The 20,318-nt window shown below is 57.6% G+C and carries 20 protein-coding genes; 9 read left to right on the top strand and 11 right to left on the bottom strand.

What is annotated here, in order from left to right; genetic code table 11:
• Window positions 1–109: 109 nt before the first annotated feature.
• On the top strand, window positions 110–1,003 hold the full coding sequence (locus DQN55_RS13650; RefSeq protein WP_048381917.1) for a LysR family transcriptional regulator: 894 nt from the start codon (window positions 110–112) through the stop codon (window positions 1,001–1,003).
• A 59-nt stretch (window positions 1,004–1,062) separates the two neighbouring features.
• On the opposite strand, the gene DQN55_RS13645 is transcribed toward DQN55_RS13650, so the two are convergent.
• Together DQN55_RS13645 and DQN55_RS13640 are read right to left on the bottom strand one after the other, a co-directional pair.
• On the bottom strand, window positions 1,063–1,434 hold the full coding sequence (locus DQN55_RS13645) for a hypothetical protein (protein WP_048381918.1): 372 nt from the start codon (window positions 1,432–1,434) through the stop codon (window positions 1,063–1,065).
• Between the two features lie 127 nt (window positions 1,435–1,561).
• Window positions 1,562–2,458, bottom strand: coding sequence for a LysR family transcriptional regulator (locus DQN55_RS13640; RefSeq protein WP_048381920.1), 897 nt, complete (start codon window positions 2,456–2,458; stop codon window positions 1,562–1,564).
• Between the two features lie 217 nt (window positions 2,459–2,675).
• Here DQN55_RS13640 and DQN55_RS13635 point away from each other — a divergent pair, with 217 nt between their 5' ends.
• The gene (locus DQN55_RS13635; RefSeq protein WP_048381922.1) at window positions 2,676–3,302 is read left to right on the top strand and encodes a hydrolase; all 627 of its coding nucleotides are present in this window, start codon (window positions 2,676–2,678) and stop codon (window positions 3,300–3,302) included.
• Window positions 3,303–3,415: 113 nt separating this feature from the next.
• Here the strand turns inward: DQN55_RS13635 and DQN55_RS13630 are convergent, their stop codons facing one another.
• Window positions 3,416–4,318: an AraC family transcriptional regulator gene (locus DQN55_RS13630; protein ID WP_048381923.1), complete on the bottom strand. Its 903-nt coding sequence runs from the start codon at window positions 4,316–4,318 to the stop codon at window positions 3,416–3,418.
• Between the two features lie 137 nt (window positions 4,319–4,455).
• Here DQN55_RS13630 and DQN55_RS13625 point away from each other — a divergent pair, with 137 nt between their 5' ends.
• From DQN55_RS13625 to DQN55_RS13615, 3 genes are read left to right on the top strand one after another with little or no spacing between them, the layout of a single operon-like run.
• Window positions 4,456–5,199 (top strand): SDR family NAD(P)-dependent oxidoreductase, encoded by a 744-nt coding sequence (locus DQN55_RS13625; protein WP_048381925.1) that lies wholly within the window; start codon window positions 4,456–4,458, stop codon window positions 5,197–5,199.
• Between the two features lie 18 nt (window positions 5,200–5,217).
• Window positions 5,218–5,619, top strand: a complete 402-nt coding sequence (locus DQN55_RS13620; protein ID WP_048381926.1) for a VOC family protein — start codon at window positions 5,218–5,220, stop codon at window positions 5,617–5,619.
• Window positions 5,616–6,593: a saccharopine dehydrogenase family protein gene (locus tag DQN55_RS13615; RefSeq protein WP_048381927.1), complete on the top strand. Its 978-nt coding sequence runs from the start codon at window positions 5,616–5,618 to the stop codon at window positions 6,591–6,593. The genes DQN55_RS13620 and DQN55_RS13615 overlap by 4 nt, the downstream gene beginning before the upstream one ends.
• Window positions 6,594–6,609: 16 nt before the next feature.
• On the opposite strand, the gene DQN55_RS13610 is transcribed toward DQN55_RS13615, so the two are convergent.
• The gene (locus tag DQN55_RS13610) at window positions 6,610–7,479 is read right to left on the bottom strand and encodes an AraC family transcriptional regulator (protein ID WP_048381928.1); all 870 of its coding nucleotides are present in this window, start codon (window positions 7,477–7,479) and stop codon (window positions 6,610–6,612) included.
• Between the two features lie 193 nt (window positions 7,480–7,672).
• Here DQN55_RS13610 and DQN55_RS13605 point away from each other — a divergent pair, with 193 nt between their 5' ends.
• The 3 genes from DQN55_RS13605 (at window position 7,673) to DQN55_RS13595 (ending at window position 10,535) form a co-directional block, all read left to right on the top strand.
• Entirely contained in the window at window positions 7,673–8,422 is a 750-nt protein-coding gene (locus DQN55_RS13605; RefSeq protein WP_048381929.1) for a glucose 1-dehydrogenase, read from the top strand.
• Window positions 8,423–8,624: 202 nt separating this feature from the next.
• Window positions 8,625–9,791, top strand: coding sequence for an epoxide hydrolase family protein (locus DQN55_RS13600; RefSeq protein WP_048381931.1), 1,167 nt, complete (start codon window positions 8,625–8,627; stop codon window positions 9,789–9,791).
• A gap of 48 nt (window positions 9,792–9,839) precedes the next feature.
• Entirely contained in the window at window positions 9,840–10,535 is a 696-nt protein-coding gene (locus tag DQN55_RS13595) for a tRNA (adenine(22)-N(1))-methyltransferase (RefSeq protein ID WP_048381932.1), read from the top strand.
• A 45-nt stretch (window positions 10,536–10,580) separates the two neighbouring features.
• Here the strand turns inward: DQN55_RS13595 and DQN55_RS13590 are convergent, their stop codons facing one another.
• The 3 genes from DQN55_RS13590 to DQN55_RS13580 all read right to left on the bottom strand — a co-directional run bounded on the left by DQN55_RS13590 (window position 10,581) and on the right by DQN55_RS13580 (window position 13,359).
• Window positions 10,581–11,579 carry an NADP-dependent oxidoreductase gene (locus tag DQN55_RS13590; RefSeq protein WP_048381933.1) on the bottom strand — a complete coding sequence of 333 codons (999 nt, stop codon included), beginning with the start codon at window positions 11,577–11,579 and terminating at the stop codon, window positions 10,581–10,583.
• 78 nt (window positions 11,580–11,657) lie between these two features.
• Complete coding sequence (locus DQN55_RS13585; RefSeq protein ID WP_048381935.1) at window positions 11,658–12,527, bottom strand: alpha/beta fold hydrolase; 870 nt, start codon at window positions 12,525–12,527, stop codon at window positions 11,658–11,660.
• 43 nt (window positions 12,528–12,570) lie between these two features.
• On the bottom strand, window positions 12,571–13,359 hold the full coding sequence (locus tag DQN55_RS13580; protein WP_048381937.1) for an SDR family NAD(P)-dependent oxidoreductase: 789 nt from the start codon (window positions 13,357–13,359) through the stop codon (window positions 12,571–12,573).
• Window positions 13,360–13,556: 197 nt separating this feature from the next.
• Here DQN55_RS13580 and DQN55_RS13575 point away from each other — a divergent pair, with 197 nt between their 5' ends.
• Window positions 13,557–14,153 carry a TetR/AcrR family transcriptional regulator gene (locus tag DQN55_RS13575; RefSeq protein ID WP_048382232.1) on the top strand — a complete coding sequence of 199 codons (597 nt, stop codon included), beginning with the start codon at window positions 13,557–13,559 and terminating at the stop codon, window positions 14,151–14,153.
• Window positions 14,154–14,213: 60 nt separating this feature from the next.
• On the opposite strand, the gene DQN55_RS13570 is transcribed toward DQN55_RS13575, so the two are convergent.
• The 4 genes from DQN55_RS13570 to DQN55_RS13545 all read right to left on the bottom strand — a co-directional run bounded on the left by DQN55_RS13570 (window position 14,214) and on the right by DQN55_RS13545 (window position 20,169).
• On the bottom strand, window positions 14,214–15,839 hold the full coding sequence (locus DQN55_RS13570; RefSeq protein WP_048381939.1) for a methyl-accepting chemotaxis protein: 1,626 nt from the start codon (window positions 15,837–15,839) through the stop codon (window positions 14,214–14,216).
• Window positions 15,840–16,462: 623 nt separating this feature from the next.
• Window positions 16,463–18,175 carry a peptidoglycan D,D-transpeptidase FtsI family protein gene (locus DQN55_RS13555; protein WP_053070919.1) on the bottom strand — a complete coding sequence of 571 codons (1,713 nt, stop codon included), beginning with the start codon at window positions 18,173–18,175 and terminating at the stop codon, window positions 16,463–16,465.
• 197 nt (window positions 18,176–18,372) lie between these two features.
• Complete coding sequence (locus tag DQN55_RS13550; protein WP_048381944.1) at window positions 18,373–18,888, bottom strand: DUF1289 domain-containing protein; 516 nt, start codon at window positions 18,886–18,888, stop codon at window positions 18,373–18,375.
• A gap of 108 nt (window positions 18,889–18,996) precedes the next feature.
• Complete coding sequence (locus DQN55_RS13545; protein ID WP_231995693.1) at window positions 18,997–20,169, bottom strand: ribonucleotide-diphosphate reductase subunit beta; 1,173 nt, start codon at window positions 20,167–20,169, stop codon at window positions 18,997–18,999.
• Between the last annotated feature and the right edge of the window lie 149 nt (window positions 20,170–20,318).

Raw genomic sequence — 20,318 nt, 5'->3', positions numbered from 1 at the left:
GTGTTCATACCGGTAATGGTGACGAACGACGACTTCTGCGACTAGCTAATGAATCCTTAATAAGGCTATAAGTACTGCTAATCAATAAGTCGCACAGGCGCCTCACACCATGGCCAGAAGAAACCTCAATGATCTGCTGTCTTTCGTGACAGTGGCACGTGAAGGCAGCTTCACCCGTGCCGCCGGGGTGCTGGGTGTTACCCAGTCTGCGCTGAGCCAGGCCATCAGCGGCCTGGAAGCACGCCTGCAAATCAGGCTGCTGACGCGGACCACCCGCAGTCTCTCGACGACCGTTGCCGGGGAGCGGCTGCTGCAAGCGATCGGTAATCGCTTCGATGAAATTGAAGCGGAGCTGGATGTGCTCACGGAACTGCGCGACAAGCCTGCGGGCACCGTACGCATCACTTGCGGCGATCATGTGCTGCGCACCACGTTGCTGCCCAAACTCACCGCGCTGCTGCATGAGTACCCGGACATCAATGTTGAATTCGACGTCAATTATGGGTTCAGAGACATCGTGGCGGATCGTTTTGATGCTGGCGTGCGCATGGGTGACACCATCGACAAAGACATGATCGCCGTGCCGATAGGCCCGCTATTGCGGATGGCGGTCGTCGCTTCGCCAGCGTACTTTGCGGCCCGGGGGATTCCGAAAAAACCGCGCGACTTGATGGACCATAACTGTATCAACCAGCGCATGCAGACATCAGGCGGGCTCTATGTCTGGGACTTTGAGCGGCGAGGCAAACAGGTGAACGTACGGGTCGATGGCCAGCTTGTTTTCAACACCTCGCCGCCTATCGTGGAGGCGACAGTGGCGGGACTGGGCATTGCGTACCTGCCGGAGGAGGAGTTTGAACCGCATCTGCAGGAAGGCGGGCTGATACGGGTACTGGAAGATTGGTGCCTGCCGTTCTCGGGCTACTACTTGTATTACCCCAGCCGCCGCCAACCTTCACCTGCATTTACCCTGGTTGCCAATGCATTGCGCAAAGACGTGTAGAGGGCAGGGCGCGGGGGCCGGTTTCAGCCAGTCGTTCCTGGCTGAAACCGGTTATTAACCTAGCGACGATAGTAGCGGTGTTCGCCGTCGTAGTGGTGCCGCATGGCCCGGTCATGGCGACGTTCCCAGTCACGACGGCGCTCGGCTTCCCGGCGGTACTGCTCTCTGCGCGCTTGTTCTCTGCGCCAGTCGTATCGACGGTCGTACCGGCGATGGTCATGCCGGTAGCGATCGTCATGGGCCAGCAACGGCTGTGTGCCCGCCACGCTGGCCAGGTCAGGCCAAGGGTTGCCGGCAGCCGGGGCCTGCGCAGCTGCGACTTCAGTGACGAACGCCGGGTTCGAGGTTTTCATCTGTGATGCTGATGCCGAGCTCACTGCCGCAAACGCGAACAGGCCGAAGAGCACCATCCGTGGGACATGAAATTTCATGAGCGAAGACAACCTCTGATAGACAATTGGACATAGGGCCATCTGGCTGAGGGAAACCTTCGAGTCGCGTTTACCAAGCCTTATGTGCGTACTCACATAGACCGGTAAAAAAGGAAAAGTTCTATGATCAGGTCGAGACGGCCTCCGCAAAGTGCGGAAACTTGCCGAAATACTCGATCAGGAGTTCGGTGAGCACTCGAATTTTCCGGGCCGGATGCTGGCCTGCCGGGCGAACCAAATAAGCACCTGCCGGGGGAGGCGGATAATCGGTCATGATCGGCACCAGTGCCCCGGAGATGATGCTTTCGTGGGTGAGACAGTCGGGCAGGTAAGCAACCCCCAACCCTGCTACTGCGGCGGCGACCAGCGCGACGCCGTTGTCGGCCTTGAAGCGTCCCCGGGGGCGAACCGAGGTGACCTTGTCGCCATCCATGAATTGCCAGGCTTCCGTGCTCTGCATCAGGGCTTGATGGGTGGCAAGCTGATCTGGCCGCTCAGGTGAGCCGTTGCTCGTGATATAGCCAGGGCTCGCAACCAGTTTGACCTCGATCGGGCCAACGCGTCGCCCGATCAGGTTGGAGTCTGGCAGGTAGCCAACCCGTATCCCGCAGTCGTAACCCTCGGCAATCAGATCGACGAAGCGATCGGTGTAGCAGGTCTGAATATGCAGCTGAGGATGGCGGCGCGCCATTTCCGCCAGCACCGGAGCGAAGTGCGTGGGCCCGAAAGAAAGCGGCGCTGCAATGCGCAAGCGGCCGCGCAGCGCGCCCATGGGCAGAATCGCTTCCCTGGCCATGTCCATTTCGGCGCAGACCCTGGCGGCATGCTCGCGAAATGTAGTCCCGGCTTCTGTCAGCGCCGCGCCGCGGGTGGAACGTGCCAGTAACTGTACGCCAAGCTCCGCTTCCAGCCGTGCCAGCCTGCGACTGACGATCGACTTGGACACGCCCAGCCGAAGCGCAGCAGGTGAAATACCCCCGGCATCGGCCACCTCGACGAAGGTCTGTAGCTCTTCCATATCCACTTTTGCGTTCCTCTTTTTGCGACACAGCTAGCCGCGTAATGCGACTACCCGTACGGATAAGGGAGTAACAGTATGCAGTACTCCAGGCAACGACGCCGCTGAAGCTGGCTGCGAACGCCCCCGTGTTCGGCTCGCAGCTGCGTCTGATTCACGGCCGTCACCTGAGGATATCCAGCCATGCATACGCGGGCATCACAACCATAAAAAGGATCCAGCAATGACCAGCGAGACTCTGCGCAACCCCCACACTGACCAGCTCCTGACCCCCGACAATTCGGCGCTGATCATCATCGACTACCAGCCGCTCCAGGTGTCCTCGATCCGCTCGATGTCCCGCGATGAACTGGTGTTCAACATCACCAGCGTTGCCAAGGCGGCGGTCAACTACAACCTCCCCATCATCCATTCCACCGTCAACGTTGGCACTGGCCGCAACAAGCCGCCGATTCAGCAACTGCAAGATGTGCTCGGTCACTTGCCGACCTACGACCGCACCTCGATCAACAGCTGGGAAGACACCGAGTTCAAGCAAGCGGTCAAGGCGCTGGGCCGCCGCAAGCTGATCATGACCGCACTGTGGACCGAGGCCTGCCTGACTTTCCCGGTACTCGACGCAATCCAGGAAGGGTATGAGGTCTATGTACCGATTGATGCCGTCGGTGGAACCTCGCCGGCCGCACACGAAGCCGCGTTGCGACGAATTGAACAAGCGGGCGCAAAACTGATCAGTCGCGTGCAGATGTATTGCGAGCTGCAACGCGACTGGGCGCGTGAGGCCAGTATCCCGGGCTTTATGGGCGTTTTTGAAAACTTCGACGGCTTTAACGTGGAGAAAGCCGTTTAAGCGGCACAGGCGGTTGAAGGTGGCGCTCGCCGATGCGGCCGTCACCTTCATCAGGGACAGGGCTAGCGGTCCTGGCAGGAGCAATGTCCCCAGGAGTTAAAGCCCGGAAGCCCTCAACAGGCTGGCTGTCCGCTGGCGCTCGTTTCCCTGAAGATCCTCCCGACATCCTGTGCAGGAGGCAGTCCAAACACCCGTGAATAATCCCTGCTGAATTGTGTCGCACTTTCATAGCCAACCTCGAAAGCTGCAGCCATGACGCTCTTGGCATGGGCCACCATCAGTGTTCTGGCCTGGAGCAGGCGAACCCGTTTCTGATACTGCAAGGGGCTCAGGCTGGTGACTGCCTTGAAGTGGCGGTGAAACGCCGAGACGCTCATTGATGCTCGTTCCGCCAAGCGTTCCACCCCGATTGGCTCGGCGAAGTCACGGCGGATCCACTGGATCGCCATGTTGACTCGGGCCATCGCCGTGTCCGGTGCTGCGATCTCCCGCAGTATCCAGCCATGGGGACCCTGGAGCACACGGAAGATGATTTCCCGTTCATAAACCGGGGCCAGGGCTGCGATGGCGTCCGGGTCGCCCATCAATCGCAACATTCGCACCCACGCATCCATCAGGTCGGGTGTGACAGGCGCTACGGAAAACCCGAGCGTGTTGTCAACGCGGCTGGCAGGTTCGGGCAGGTCGGCAAATAGCGTCGACAGCACGGTCGGGTCAAGCGTCAGACTGACTGCCAGGTAAGGCTCTCCCGATACGCTTGGATGCACAGCCCCCACCGCGGGTAAATCAATGGACATGACGAAATAGGTCGCAGGGTCATACCGAAGCGTCCGATCACCCACGCTCATGCTCTTGCTGCCTTGCAGGATCACATTGATCATCGGGTCATAGACTGCCGCCAGCATGTGTTCGGGGATTTTTCCCTGAACCATGGCCACGCGGGGGATGCCCGTTTCGGTACGGCGGTTTTCAGCCTTGGCCGCGAGCGACCTGAGTTCGTTCAATGGATTGTCCATGCCGGGCATGTGACGGCAAAACTCGGCATCCTGCAAGCGAAAAGCAGAAACAGGCAGGTTTCGAGTAGAAATGGGTACGACCCAGGCGATCGTGATGAGTACTGTGGGGACACACATGAACCACAGAGGATCATCAGATGAGCGTCATCGTCATTACCGGTGGCAGCCGTGGAATCGGTGCCAGTGCCGCCGAGCACATTGCCCGGCGCGGCATGGGAGTCATCCTGACCTATAACGCTGATTCCCAGGCTGCCGCCACTGTTGTGGAACGCATTGAGCGAGTCGGTGGCAAGGCTGTCGCTCTCAAGCTCGACGTGTCAGATGTCGGCAGCTTCGAGGCATTTCGGCAGTCCGTGGTACTGACCTTGCGGGACACCTGGGATGCCACCACGCTGAGTGGACTGGTCAACAACGCCGGCTACGGTCTGTTCAATCCCTTGGCAACGGTTACCCAGGCGCAGTTCGATGGCTTGTTCAACGTGCACCTCAAAGGGCCGTTTTTCCTCACCCAAACCCTGCTGCCACTGTTCTCGGAAAACGCCAGCATCGTCAATCTCAGCAGTGCCACCACCCGCGTCGCCACCGCTGGCGTGGCGCCCTATGCGGCCTTCAAGGGCGGGCTCGAAGTGCTAACCCGTTACATGGCCAAAGAGTTCGGCGAGCGGCGAATACGGGCCAACGCTGTATCACCCGGTGCCATCCGTACCGAATTGGGCGGCGGGCTGAATGCTGAGTTCGAGGCACAGCTGAGGGCGCAAACGGCACTCGGCCGGGTCGGCGAGCCGGAAGACGTCGCGCACGTTATCGCCATGTTACTGTCAGAGGAGGGCGCCTGGATCAATGCCCAGACCCTCGAAGTCTCCGGCGGCTACAACATCTGACTACATGAGGGTATTGCCATGCTGGACCACATCTTTTTATCCGTGAGCGACATCGCACGCTCCATCCGTTTCTATGAAGCGACCCTGACCCCGCTGGGTATCACCGCGCGCCTGGACTACGACGGCAAGGACGGCCCGCCGGGTCATCCTGACCTGAAAGGCTTCGGAGCCAATGGGCGGATGTTTTTCTGGCTGCGTGAGGGCGTTGTCGAAGGACGTGCGGTACATGTTGGTTTTGTCGCAAACAGCAAGGCTGAAGTTGATGCCGCTTATGCCGCTGCCATACAGCAGGGGGCGGTCGACAATGGCCGGCCTGGGGCGCGTTTGCACTACGACCCCGACTACTACGCTGCCAATGTGCTGGACCCGGATGGCTACAGCCTCGAATTCGTCTACAAAAAATGGCAGCACACCCAATGAGCATCCTTCTGATTTACGGGGCGACAGGCTATACCGGTCGTATGGCTGCAGAACGCGCGAAAGCGCTCGGCCTGACATTCGAAATCGCCGGGCGCAATCACTCGCGTCTTGCGGCACTCGCTGCGCATCTGGACGTGCCTTTTCGCGTGTTCGATACCGGCGCGGATGTCGAGAACGCTTTAACAGACATCTCGGTATTGCTCAATTTCGCGGGACCGTTTGCGCACACGGCCGAACCTTTGATGCGCGCTTGCATCAAGGCCGGGGTCGACTATCTGGACATTACCGCCGAAATCAATGTTTACCGGCTTGCCGAGAGGCTGGGTGCTGAAGCGGCCTCCAATGACGTGATGCTGCTGCCTGGTGTCGGCTGGGATGTTGTCCCTACCGACTCGCTGGCAGTGCATGTCGCCCAGCGCGTAGAGCGGCCTCTGGCGCTGAGCATCGCGCTTCAAGTCCCCGGGGCGATGTCCCGTGGGTCGGCCATGAGCGTCAGCGAAATCATCAGTGCAGGTGTGCTCGCGAGGGTCGATGGCGAACTCGTCTCAACGCCCGATGCCACGCCACGTCACTTTGATTTTGGTGACGGTCCGGTTCTCTGCGTACCGCTGTCTTTCGGTGATCTGGTAACCGGCTGGCACTCGACTGGCATTCCTGATATTGCGATGTTCGTGCATATCGCGGGCGATGCGTTTCCAGAAGGTGATCTGTCCCGACTGCCTGATGGTCCAACGGCAGAAGAGAGGGAGGCCCATCGGGCGCGCGCGGTGGTTGAGGTCACTGGCGCCGGAGGGGCAATCGCCCGGTCTGTGATCGAAACCGTGAATGGTTACTCCTATACGCCGCTGGCGGCCGTCGAAGCAGCCCGTCGCGTATTGGAAGGCGAGCGCCGGCCTGGATTTACAACCCCGGTACGGGTCTTCGGTGGTGGATTTGCCGAGAGCATTGCGGGTACGGTAATCAGTGACCTGTAAGAATGGAGGCGGTCACTCACGAGGCGGGCGACCTGAATCTTGCCGCATCCCGCGCAGGCGGCAGGCCAAATAACCGCGCGTACTCCCGATTGAATTGCGACGCGCTTTCATAGCCTACGGTGTAGGCAATGGACGTCGCGTCCAGCGTATCGAACAGCAGCAACCAGCGAGCCCTCAGCAAACGCAGGCGTTTCTGATATTGGATCGGCGTCATGGCCGTTACCGATTTGAAGTGCCGGTAAAAGGCCGCCACGCTCATGCCGGACATGAGCGCGAGCGGCTCGACGCGAAAAGGTTCGGTGTAATGCTCGCGAATCCACTGGGTGACTCGGCGGATCTGTGTCATCCGGCCATCCGGTCGCGCTACGTCACGCAGAATTCCTCCCTGTGGCCCCTGCAAGGCACGGAACAAAACCTCGCGCTCGATCATCGGTGCCAGTACCACAGCCTCATGCGGGCGATCCATGAGGCGCATCATGCGTAACCAGGCATCGATCATTTCCGCGGGTGCCAGCACACCCTCGAAACACGCATTTTGTGGCGCTCTTGGCGTCTTGCCCTCGTCCATCAGCAGCGTAGCGATTACATTCGGGTCCAGGGTCAGGCTGACCGCCAGATAGGGTTGATCCGCTGTCTCGGGCTGAATCTGGCCCGTGGCGGGCACATCGACAGGCACCAGAAAATAGCTGCCTGCCGGATACCTGACAATCTCTTCCCCTATCGACAGCGTCTTGGTGCCCTGAAGCACCAGATGCAGCATCGGCTGATAAACCTGATCCGCACAGGCCTCGGCCCGAACCATTGCCACACGGGGCAATCCGGTTTCGGTCCACGTGTCTTGTGCGCGCATCACGATGCTGCGCAGTTCTGCCATCGGTTTGTTCATGCCTCTCACCGTGAGCCATATCCTCGGGCATAGCAAGCCAGCTGAGAAGAATAGGCAAGGATGTGCGAATAACCGGCAAACGTTGGTGGGCCCGCTACCGGAATACTGATGGCACGTAGTTTGTTGCAGGCCCGTCATTCACGATCCGGCAGCAACAACGCCTCGGTTCAGTCAACGTCAAAAAGGTCAGGTTATGAAACTCGAAGGAAAAATAGCGGTTGTCACTGGTGCGTCGAAAGGCATAGGCGCCGGAATCGCCAAAGCATTGGGTGCGCAGGGCGCAACGGTCATCATCAACTATGCCTCCAGCCAGCCTGACGCGGATGCTGTGGTGGCGCATATCACAGAGCACGGCGGCTCAGCTTTCGCCATACAGGCAGACATGAGCCAGGCAGCCGATGTTGTGCGCCTGTTTGACACGGTCCGGACGAAGTACGGCAGCCTGGATATTCTGGTCAACAATGCCGGCGTGGCAGTGTTCCAGATGATCGATGACCTGACAGAAGAGGCCTTCCATACGCAATTCAACCTGAATGTGCTGGGCTACCTGCTTGCGGTGCGTGAGGCCGTCAAACTGCTAGGACCGACAGGCAGCATCATCAATATCAGCTCGATTCTCAGCACCGATCCCTACCTGGCTTCGAGCGTGTATGCGGCGACCAAGGGCGCCGTCGATACCTTGACCTTCGCCCTGGCCAGAGAGCTGGGGCCGCGTGGAATCAGAGTCAACTCGATCCTGCCCGGGCATACAAACACGCCGGCTACTGACGGAAATTTTGCCGGCGAGTTGGGCGAAAAACTTCTCGCGGGCACTCCGTTGGGGCGCTTTGGAGAGCCTGAAGACATCGCACCGCTGGCAGTGTTTTTGGCGTCCGAAGCGTCGCACTGGGTCACAGGCGAATCGATCCGTGCGTCAGGCGGTGTGCGCGGCGTTGGTTACTAACGCGACGGGTTGAACCGAAGGCGCACGGACGCGTGTGCCTGAGAAAATGATTCGAATGGTGTATACCCGTGAGTTCGGGATGTGGCGTGAACGTATTTTCGTTCTTTAAGGCGTGAAGGGCTGATTCGACCATGAGTGGGGGGATTGCCTGGTCGCGAAACCGTTCCATCATCCAGCGTGTTTATCCTCACAGGAAACTATCATGCCCGTTCGTCCTTATACCTTGGCCGTGAGCGATGCTCAGTTGAACGACCTTCAGCAGCGGCTACGCCATTCGCGTTTCCCCGACGCTTTGAAACCAGACAGCTGGGAAGAGGGCAGCAACCCGGCTTTTCTTCAGCGTCTCCATGAGCATTGGTGCAATCACTTTGATTGGCGAGCGCATGAGCAGCGGATCAACCGGTTGCCGCAGTTCATGGCGCAGGTCGATGGCCAGGCCATTCACTTCTTGCATCAGCGCGGGAAGGGCCCCAAGCCCATGCCTCTGGTTATTACTCACGGCTGGCCGGGCTCATTTCTGGAAATGGAACAGATGCTCCCTCTGCTGACGGACCCTGCAGCACACGGTGGCGATGCCGCTGATGCGTTTGATGTGGTAGTGCCGTCTCTTCCAGGCTACGGCTGCTCGCCTGCACCGACACAGGCCGGAATGAGCTCAAGACAGATTGCGGCCCTATGGAAAGCACTCATGGGGCAGCTGGGGTATGACCGTTTTGGCGCCCAAGGAGGGGATATCGGCGCTGGCGTTTCAATGTGGCTCGCCCGTGATCACCAACCACAGATTATCGGCGCTCATCTCAATTACATTCCAGGGAGTTATCGGCCACCGCTGGGCGCCGACCAAAAGGCCTTGAGCGAGCAAGAAGAGGATTTCCTGGCCCGGAGCACACACTTTGCCGCGTCAGAAGGGGCCTATGCGGCATTGCACAGCACAAAACCTCAGACACTGGCGTTCGCCTTGGCAGACTCGCCACTCGGGCTTGCAGCATGGATAGTCGAAAAGTTTCATGCGTGGGTTGATCATCCCGATGACCTGGAACAGGTCGTGTCGTTCGACACGCTTCTCACCGACATTGCCCTGTACTGGTTTAGCGGGAGCGTGCACGCAAGCCTGCGGCTCTACAAGGAGAATCGGCAAAATCCACTGACCTTCAAACCGGGGGAGCGAGTCGGCCCGCCACTGGGTGTGTCCCTGTTCCCCAAAGAATTGCCCATGCCTCCGCGCAGTTGGGTCGAACGTGTATTTGACGTGCGTCACTGGGAACAGGTCGCCCATGGAGGTCATTTTGCTGCATTGGAGCAACCTCAGATCCTGGCCAGGGAAATAAGGGCGTTCTTCAGCCCTTTGCGTGGGGGCGCGGGGTTTTAAAACGCGTTGTGTCGTTATAATGGCCGATTGCGTGAAAAGGAACTGCAGTTGAACGAACACACTTTGTCCCGGCGTCTGGAGCGGGTGGCGGCGCAGATGCCAGTCGGTGCACATCTGGCCGATATCGGCTCTGACCACGGCTACCTGCCGGTGGCCTTGATCCGCCGTGGTGCGATTGCGAGAGCGGTGGCGGGCGAGGTGGCGCTGACGCCGTTCCGTTCGGCCGAGCGCACCGTGCGTGAGACGGGCCTGGAGCAGCAGATCAGCGTGCGCCTGGCCAGTGGCCTGGCGGCGATCGAACCGCAAGACGCCATCACCGCGATCAGCCTCTGCGGCATGGGCGGCGAGACCATCCGTGACATCCTCGACAGCGGCAAGGCGCGCCTGAGCGGGCAGGAACGGTTGATCCTGCAGCCCAATGGGGGCGAGCAGCCCTTGCGCCAATGGTTGATGGACAATGGCTACTGCATCCTCCATGAAGAAGTGCTGCGCGAAAACCGCTTCGACTATGAAATCATCGTCGCCGAGCGCGCCGGGCCGGTGCTGTACAGCGCCAGGGAACTCTACTTCGGCCCGCTGTTGATGCAGGCCCGCAGCCCGGCCTTTCTGCTCAAGTGGCAGCGTCTGCTGCGCCTGAAGCAGCAGACCCTGAACAACTTCGCCCGGGCGCAGCAGGCCGTGCCCGAGGACAAGGTTCAGGACCTCTCCCGGCAAGCGCGGTGGATCTCCGAGCTGCTGGCCTGAGCCCGATGTCAGGCGCGCAAACGGTTCGTCACCTGATTCGGGTGATCATTTGAGGGTTACGATGACTTTTCCGTGGGATCTGCCTTGTTCGACATACCGCAACGCCTCTGCCGTTGATTCGAAGGCAAAGGAGCGGTCGATGACCGGTTTGATGGCGCCTGCCTCGATGAGCGTGGTGATTTCCTTCAGTTGAGCGCCGTTCGCGCGCATGAACAAAAAGGTGTAGCTGACCCCGTGCTTGCGAGCCTTTCTGCGGACTCCCCAGCTCAGCAAACGCATCACTTGCCGCAACCCCCAGGACAAACGTTGCTGCTGGGCGAACAGGGCGGTCGGCGGCCCTGAAATGGAAATGAGCTGGCCGCCAGGCTTGAGCACCTTGAGTGATTTGACCAGCACATCGGTACCGAGGCTGTTCAAGACCACGTCATAACCCTGCAATTGGGTTTCAAAGTTTTGCTTTTTGTAATCGATGACCAGATCCGCCCCGAGCGCTTTTACCCACTCGACATTCGGCGTGCTGGTGGTTGTGGCAACAAAGGCGCCAAGGTGTTTTGCAAGCTGGATAGCAAGGGTTCCGACACCGCCGGAACCGGCGTGAATCAGCACCTTCTGGCCTTTTTTCAATCCTGCAGTTTCCACGAGTGCCTGCCAGGCCGTCAGCGCGGCCAAGGGGATGGACGCGGCTTCGGCCATGTCGAGGCGGGAGGGTTTCAGCGCGAGCGCGTCCTCGTTCACGGCGATCAGCTGCGCAAAGGTCCCGATCCGGTTATCAGGAGGGCGCGCATAGACCTCGTCCCCCGGCTTGAATAGCGTTACCGACGAGCCGGTGCGAACCACGGTCCCGGCCAGGTCATTGCCGAGGATCAAGGGAAAAGAATAAGGCAGGATCAGTTTGAATTCGCCCGTCCTGATCTTCGAATCCAGCGGGTTCACGCTCGCGGCATGGACTTGAACCAAAACATCGTGGGCACCGGGTACCGGGTCGGGCACTTCGCCGATACCCCCGTTCTGCTTGCCATAGCCCTCGATAAAAAATGCTTTCATGGGAATGATGCTCTCGTTGATTCAAATGAGGATGTGGCGGTTGCCCTTGCCACAGTGCAGCGATAAGACTCGATGCGGTCAGGCTTCAAGGAACGCCAACGCCTTCGCCACGAAATCGGCATGGTGCTGGAAAATTCCGCCATGCCCGGCATCCGGGTAAATGATCAGCTGTGCGTCGGGAATGCGGTTCGACAGTGCAACAGAATTCACGGTGGGCACCATGATGTCGCTGTCTCCGTTGACGATCAGTGTCGGAGCCCGCAAGCGCGCAAGGTCTTGCGGGGCCTGTTTGCCCCACGCCCTGATGGCTTTCAACTGACGCAACAATGCACGGGGTGTTGGGCCTTTGTCCCGGTCCTGCTGGCGTTCTTTCAAGCGTTTCAAAAACGCGGACGCGGCTTGGCGCCCGTTGGCCGTCGAAGTAAAGAACAGGTAGAACTTGGGATCCCGCAGCGTCAGCAAGCCTTTGATCATCAATGGCCAGGACACCGGGCCTACCCGGTCAATGCCTGTGCCCCCGGCTGGGCCGGTTCCCGTGAGGATCAGTCGGCGCACCCGTTCGGGCGCCTTGAGGGCGATGTCTTGAGCGACGAATCCGCCAAGTGAGAAACCGAGCAGGTCAGCCTTGTCGACACCCAGGGCACGAATCAGGCTGATTGCATCGTCAGCCATTTCGCCGACGGTCAATGGCGCGGATCCTTCCGAACCGCCGATACCGCGGTAGTCGGTGGTGATGACACGGCGTTTTTTTGCCAGCCCATCGATGATCCCAGGGTCGAAGTTGTCCAGCACCGCGCCCCAATGATTGAACACCACCAGCGGGACCCCGGTCTTGGGGCCCACGTCACGATAGGCGAACGAGACGCCGTCAACCGTGATCGACTGGTTCGCGGCCTTGCTGAATGGCGTCTGCGAGCCAAAGTGATTGTGTGTATCCAAGAGGGTCATTTTGATCGGTCCGAGTGCGGGGAAGCCGGCCTGCTCTGAAAGTTCAGGCTTGAGTCAGATAGCGTTGCGCAACAGCGGACTGTCTGATCTGCGACAACAGCCCTTGCCGTGCTGTTTGCAGGGCATCCCAGCGCTCGCCTTCCTGCAGAGGCGGAATGGTCACCGCCTCGCGACGGTCGAAGCCGACCAGCGCGGCATCCACCAAATCACCCACCTCCATGACGTCGTTCAAGGTGTTGATATCGATGCCGGCACGATCCCAGATCTCAGTGCGGGTGGCGGCGGGCAGCACGGCTTGTACATAAACACCTTGGGGCGAAAGCTCCAGGCTGAGACCTTGTGAAAGGAACAGTACAAACGCCTTGGTCGCCCCATAGACCGACATGCCGAACTCCGGAGCCAGACCCACCACCGAGCCAATATTGATGATAGCGCCGCTGCCTGCTTTCGCCAGACGTGGAGCGACAGCACTGGCGAGGCGCACCAGCGCGGTGGTATTGAGGGCTACCAGATGCGCAACGCTGTCGGTGCTCTGCTCAATGAAATGGCCGGCCTGCGCGGCGCCGGCGTTATTGATCAGGATCCCGATGCTGGCGTCATCGCGCAGGCGCGCTTCGACGATTGCCAGATCGCTGAGTTGGGTCAGGTCCGCTTGCAGCACTTCAATGCTGACGTCAAAGGCATCCCGCAACCGGGTGGCGAGCGTTTGCAGGCGTACGTGGTCGCGGGCGACCAACACCAGATCATGCCCGCGTTGGGCGAAACGCTCGGCGTAAACAGCGCCGATGCCGGTGGAAGCGCCAGTGATGAGAACGGTGGGGCGAGAAGTCATGGTGTTATCTCTTTTTCATGGGACAGGGGAGTGATCCGCGAAAACGCTTTGCGTGCTTCGCCGCGCCCGTCAACGAATTGAAACCAGGCGTGCCATTAAGATGATGATCTAAATCTAAACTGTCAACGTAATTTGATTACGTTCAACATCTATGTATGATTGGCACACGATTTACGAGCGAATGCGAGGTGTTGAACGTGAGAGTGAGCAAGGCCCAGGCGCAGGCAAACCGCGAGCACATCGTCGAGACGGCTTCAGAGCTGTTTCGCGAGCGTGGTTTTGACGGCGTAGGCGTGGCCGACCTTATGGCGGCTGCCGGATTCACCCACGGAGGTTTCTACAAACATTTCGGCTCGAAGGCTGATTTGATGGCCGAAGCCTCCAGCAATAGCCTTGACCGGTCGCTGGCCAGTGCCGAAGCGCTCGATATTCAGGGTTTTATCGATATCTATGTGTCGAGGGCTCACCGCGACGGGCGTGGCACTGGCTGCACCATGGCTGCGTTGTGTGGCGACGCTGCGCGCCAGCCGGACGAGCTGAAAGCGGCGTTTGCCGAGGGGATAGAGTGCACCCTGCAGACGCTGGCTGAAAAAGACCCGTCGTCGCCCGATGCAGCACCCGCAGACGCGAGAGCGAAGATGATCGAGATGTTCGCGCAGGCGGTAGGCGCGATTATTCTGTCGCGGGCCTGTCCGGATGACGCGCCGCTGGCTGATGAAATCCTCGAGGTTTGCCACGCCAGAATGACGGCATCGATGTCTGTTCAATCGGAGACCGACCCGCAGAGGGGATAGACGCAGGTCACACCTGCGCCTGTCACTTCGACGCCTGAATCAATGGCGACCAGCCCCGTGTCACGCGCTCAAACGGTCCGTCACCTGATTCAACTGCCCTGACAGCTCATGCAGGTGATGACTGGCCGCTTCGGTACGCTGCACGTTGTCCAGGTTGGTACTGGCAATGCTGGTGATTTCGGTCAGGTTGCGCGAAATGTCCTCGGCCACTGATGTCTGTTCTTCCGCCGCGGTAGCGATCTGGCGGTTCATGTCGCGGATCGCTTCCACGGCCTGGGTGATCCGTTCCAGCATGACGCCGGCCAGGGTCACTTGCTCGACGCTTTCCTCGCTACGTGACTGACCGCTTTCAATGGCTTGGGCCGCCTCCACCGCGCCGGTTTGCACGATGTGAATGATCTGGTTGATCTCGATAATCGACTCGGCCGTGCGCTGGGCCAGGCTGCGTACCTCATCGGCCACCACGGCGAATCCGCGCCCGGCTTCCCCGGCGCGGGCGGCTTCGATGGCGGCGTTGAGGGCTAGCAGGTTGGTCTGTTCGGCAATCCCGCGAATCACTTCCAGGACTTTGCCGATGCGGCCGCTGTCGGTTTCCAGGCGATGAATGACAGTGGCAGTGCTGGCGATTTCACTGCGCATCCGGGTGATGAGATCAATGGTGCCTTGCATGACTTTTTCGCCTTGCCGGGCGGACTGGTCGGCGTCGTCGGCAGCATGCGCAGCATCGGCGGCGTGACGCGCCACTTCTTGCGCGGTGGCCGACATTTCGGTCATCGCCGTGGCCACCTGATCCGTGCGGCTGAACTGCTCGTTGGTGCCACCGGCCATCAGGCTGGCGATGGCTTTCAGCTCACTGCTGGCGCTGTCCAGATCCTTGGCGCTGACCTGTAAACGGCTGAAGGTCTCGGCGAGAAAGTCGCGAAGGGTGTTGGCGGCGGCGGCCAATGTACCCAGTTCATCCTGGCGGCCGCTGACCACGCGTTCGGCGAAGCGGCCTTGGCTAAGTTGCGCCACGTATTCAATCAACGCGCGAATCGGTGTGACCAGATGGCGGTTGACCAGCCACAGGCTCAACACACCGATCAGCAGACCAGAAGCAAGCATCACGATGATCCCCAGCAACACCGTGCGATCGGCGCTGGCGCTGATCCGTTTCGATTGTTCGACACCTTGCTGGCGCAACGCATGGACCAGTTCGCTCATCTGCTCGCTGGCGGCACGGTCCACGCCCTTGACGGCGGTGTCACCGGCCGTTGCATCGGCGCCTGCGGCCACATAGGCCTCACGCCCCTTCAGGTAGGCCATACCCAGCAAGCGGTGCTCGTCACGCAAGCGTTCGATGCGGGCCTTGAGGGGGGGCTCGATATCCGCTATTCCGATCAGTTCACCCAGGATGCCCTGCACATCGTTCTGCCGTGCTTCAAACTGCCTCCAGTACTTGTCCAGATCGGCGGGTTGTTTGCCGCGCAGCAGCACGTTTTTCCATTCCTGAACCTGCACCTTGAATTGCAGGTTGGCTTCATCGATCAATTGAGACGTGCGCAGCGGACCCTCGATCAGCGTTGCGTACTGCTGTATGCCGTTCGACAGAAAGTGAAAACACGCCAGGGCGATCAACAGCATTGCCAGCAGACTCCCGCTCAACAGGGCAAGAATTTGCGCTCTCAGGGATTTTTGCAGAAACATCAGAAGGTACTCATGGCAGGGGTGAGGCACGCCTCGTCAAGGCGTGAAAAATGTCCGGGCTTCCCTGTCCGCGACCTTGGCCAATAGGGTCGGGGTCGGACCACTTGGCTTAAACAGGATCGGCGGGCCAGAGCAGTTCTTGAGCAAAATATGATCGTGGGCAACGGATAATTTGATGTGCATGCTTTGCCATCAAAATGTCATGCTGGCTTGGGATAATCCGGTTAACGTGAGCCTGTAGAAATGTCCCGGCCCGAGCGGCTCGGGCGGGAAGGGGGACCTGTGTGTCAGCCGCTACCGGGTGACGCGCAGTGCGGTAAAAAACGGCCAGGATCGGGGCGAATGCAAACACACCAAATAGCCACGCCGCAGCATTGGCAATGCCCGCGGCTCCGCCGGGATCGGTGAGGCCGGCGACGTTTGCCACCATTCCATGGAAGACTGTCCTCTTCGCAATCCCGGTGATCGTTTGAGCCTGCTCGGAGACGGTGCCGTTCTACTCGAAAAAATGCCAAGCCCACCGCGTGAGTGAGCCGCTTGCGGCCAAAAGCAGCTTACGGATCAGCGTCTGGGCAATAAGGAATTGAGGGCGAGTTGCTGGTTTTAGACACATAACCACACCTCTATGCGGAGTCAGAGGGCTCTGGCTCAAGTGAAACGTGGACTGCCGGAAAAACTTCACTTTCATGGCCTGGGATGTTTCTGATCCGAAGAACGTCTTCAAGGACTTCCTTGAAAATCGGTGCTGCAATAGCCCCCCCGAAGTAGCCATGTGCAGTCGGTTCATCCACGACCACAGCCATAATGAATTCAGGTGCATTGGCCGGGGCGATACCCACGAACATGGCTCTATATTTGTTGCTTTTGTATCCGCCACTGGACGCCTTGCGTGAGGTCCCGCTTTTGCCCGCTATCACATAACCTTTGATTGCTGCGCGCTTTCCACCTGCTCCAGGTCCATCCACAGCCTGTATCATCATGTCCAGAACAGTGTTGGCGACCTCCGGACTTATAACATTGCGTGGCGGCTGCGATTTACCTTTGATGAGTGACAGGGAGATCAGATCTCCATCGTTGGCAAAGACGGTATAGGCTTGCGCCAGCTGAGCCAGATTGACCGACAAACTGTATCCGTACGAGAGGCTCGCTGTAGCGATATCCGACCATACTCTCTTGACTGGAACAGTCCCGATACTTTCCCCCGGGAAGTAAATCGCCGTATTATTTCCGAATCCAAGGTCAGTAAGTAATCGCGAAATTACTGCGCCGCCCGTTGGAATGGCGACCTTGCTCATGCCGACATTTGAAGAGCGGCGGATAATTCCTGCCAGGTCTAACTGGTGGTCTCTACCGACATCCCGAATGGTATATCCATTGATTTTTAGGAAGCCAGGGGCTATCTGAATGATTGCATCTTTATCAATGACATTGGCGGTCAGAACGGCGGCCATGCTGAAGGGTTTTATCACCGAGCCGGGCTCATACACATCCGTAAATACACGATTTCTAATGAGTTCAGCATTGAACCCTCTGCGTGCATTTGGGTTGAATGAGGGCATTGTCGACAGGGCTAGTATCTCTCCTGTTCTGGCGTTTATAAGAATGGCACTTGCCGATTTGGCGGCATTGTTCTTGAGCCCTTTAAACAATGCTTTTTCAACGTAATATTGAAGGGTGGAGTCAATGGTTAAATGTAAATCGCCGCCGGGGGTGACGGGTTTGTGCACAAGGGTTTCGCGGGTAAGCCGCTTGTGTAAGTTTAAGGTGCGCTCTTCCAGGCCAGACGTGCCAGAGAGTTGATGGTTGTACATTAATTCGACACCTTCAATACCTTTCTGGTCAATGTTGGTGAAGCCTAATGTCTGAGCCAGCCTCGAGGACTGAGGGTAAAATCTTTTGTATGCCTGGCGCTCATAAAGGCCCGGAATAGAAAGCCTCATTGTTTTTTTTGCGAGCTCGGGGTTGACCCTTCTGGCCAAATAGGCGAACGCTTTACCGCGATCATTCAATGTGAGCTTTTTGATTCGCGAGGCATCAATATCAAGATAGTCAATTAAAAGGGCGGATTGCTGATTCGTTGGGGCGAACTGTCCAGGGTTTACCCATAAGGTGCTGACGGGTGTGGAAACTGCCAATGGCTGATTAAATCTGTCAAATATAGTGCCGCGAACCGGAGCTGTTTCAATCAGCCGCGTTGAGCGTTTACGACCCTCGCTGCTCAAAAATTCATGAGAAAAGACCATGAGGTAAGTTATTTTGGCCGCAAGCACCAGTGAAAGTGAACAAAATATAGCGATGACGATGGTAAATCTCGGGTTTGTCGTCAGGGAACTCACACTGTACATCCTGATATATACGCTCAACACAAGATCAGCCTAACTAAATTATTACCATCCTGCTTTGTAATATAAAGAAATATTCTCGGTGACTGATTGATCTCCAATGTCTTTGGTAGAAAAGTCTGGCGATGAGGTGTCGCGGCGCTGAAGATCAATCACTGGCGCAGCGGTTGTGACCTAGAAGCGCAGGTACGTCACTCCGCAGCGGTGAGCCTGTCAGGTTTTTCTCCAAGCCCTTGGGCATGATCATGGGTATCATTCAAGAAAAATGAGGCAGCATGATGGTGGTAATGTGTCTCGGACAGTATAAAAAATTCCCTGTCTATTTGCTTTCGCAATTCAACCAGCGAAACGTCCCTCGTCCCCAGTCGCACGTCGACGCCATAAGCATTGATATTGATTATATTCTCGGCTCCTTTGGCAATGAGCTGGTATGCCCAGCAGTAGGCTGATTGATGGGGGTAGTAACGTATTTTTCTCGCGTCTAGTTGCTCACGTAAAAGGGCTGCATCCAAAATGATGATTTTGTCTGTCATGACTTGGGTGAGTAATGTCTCAAGTCTCAATAATATGGCGACTTTTTCGTGATCAGTGTAACCATTCCACTGGATGATTTCATGGTGGAAGCGTTTGCAGCCGCGACATATTAAATCGCCGAATACCGTTGAGCAAAGGCCAATGCACGGTGTCGTTACTGTATGTTTTGACATGTTGAATTCTGTGATGTGAGAGGCCAGGGTTTAATGGCTGTATTCGTAAGGTTCGTAAAGGCCCGAATGCATACTCCGACCTTTACGCTGAACGCGTGCCGTGTTTTCTTAATCCCAGCTAAGTGCTCCACCTGTCTGGTATTCAGTCACCCGGGTCTCAAAAAAGTTCTTCTCTTTCTTTAAGTCCATGATTTCACTCATCCAGGGAAACGGATTGGCCGTACTAGGATATTCATCCTTCAACCCTATTTGCGAGAGTCGACGGTTGGCAATGAACTTAAGGTAGTCCTCCATCATCGCAGCGTTCATGCCCAGCACACCGCGTGGCATCGTGTCGCGAGCGTATTCAATTTCTAGCTGGGTCCCCTGCAAAATCATCTGGGTTGCCTCCTCTTTCATCTCGGAGTCCCATAGGTGCGGGTTTTCGATTTTGATCTGATTGATCACATCGATGCCAAAGTTCAGGTGCATCGATTCATCGCGCAGGATGTATTGAAATTGTTCGGCTACGCCAGTTAATTTGTTACGCCGTCCCATCGAAAGGATTTGGGTAAAGCCACAATAGAAGAAAATACCCTCAAGCACGCAGTAGTAGGCGATCAGATTTCGTAACAGCTCTTTATCCGTGTCGACGGTACCGGTCTCAAATGTTGGATCGGAGATTGAACGCGTATATTTGAGCCCCCAGGCAGCCTTCTTCGCGACAGACGGAATCTCGTGGTACATGTTGAAGATCTCTCCCTCATCCATGCCCAGCGATTCAATACAGTATTGATAGGCGTGGGTATGGATCGCTTCTTCAAAGGCTTGGCGCAATATGTACTGACGGCATTCCGGGTTGGTAATCAGGCGGTACACAGCCAGTACCAGATTGTTGGCAACCAGAGAGTCAGCAGTCGCAAAAAAACCGAGGTTACGTAACACGATACGGCGTTCATCTTCGGTCAGGCCTTCGGCACTTTTCCAGAGCGTAATGTCAGCCGTCATATTGACTTCTTGCGGCATCCAGTGGTTAGCGCAGCCATCCAGATATTTCTGCCAGGCCCAATCGTATTTGAAGGGAACTAGCTGATTAAGATCGGCGCGACAGTTAATCATGCGCTTTTCGTCAACCGCTAAACGCGCACTGGCACCTTCAAGTTCTGCAAGCCCTTCAGCGACGTCGAGGGTGTTCAAGGCTGCCTTGGCGCGAGCGATAGCCGCAGAGTCTGATTCAGTGACGGCGCGAGCTTCTTCGGCAGCTGATATCCCGACCAGATCAAGGGTGTTTTTAGCTGCCATGTTTTCATTTCTCTTCGAGGAATGAGTAGCGACAGAGGCGATGGTTACTTCGTTGGACTCGTTCCGGTTCAACATTAGAAGATGCTCCTTATTGGTTTTTTCTGGGCAATAAAATGCCAATTCCAGCTTGAGAAAATCGAGCTGAAGCA

Source organism: Pseudomonas taetrolens, assembly GCF_900475285.1.
GTDB classification, from domain to species: domain Bacteria; phylum Pseudomonadota; class Gammaproteobacteria; order Pseudomonadales; family Pseudomonadaceae; genus Aquipseudomonas; species Aquipseudomonas taetrolens.
Note: the sequence above shows the minus strand (reverse complement) of the source record. Positions and strands in the feature narration are given on the sequence as shown.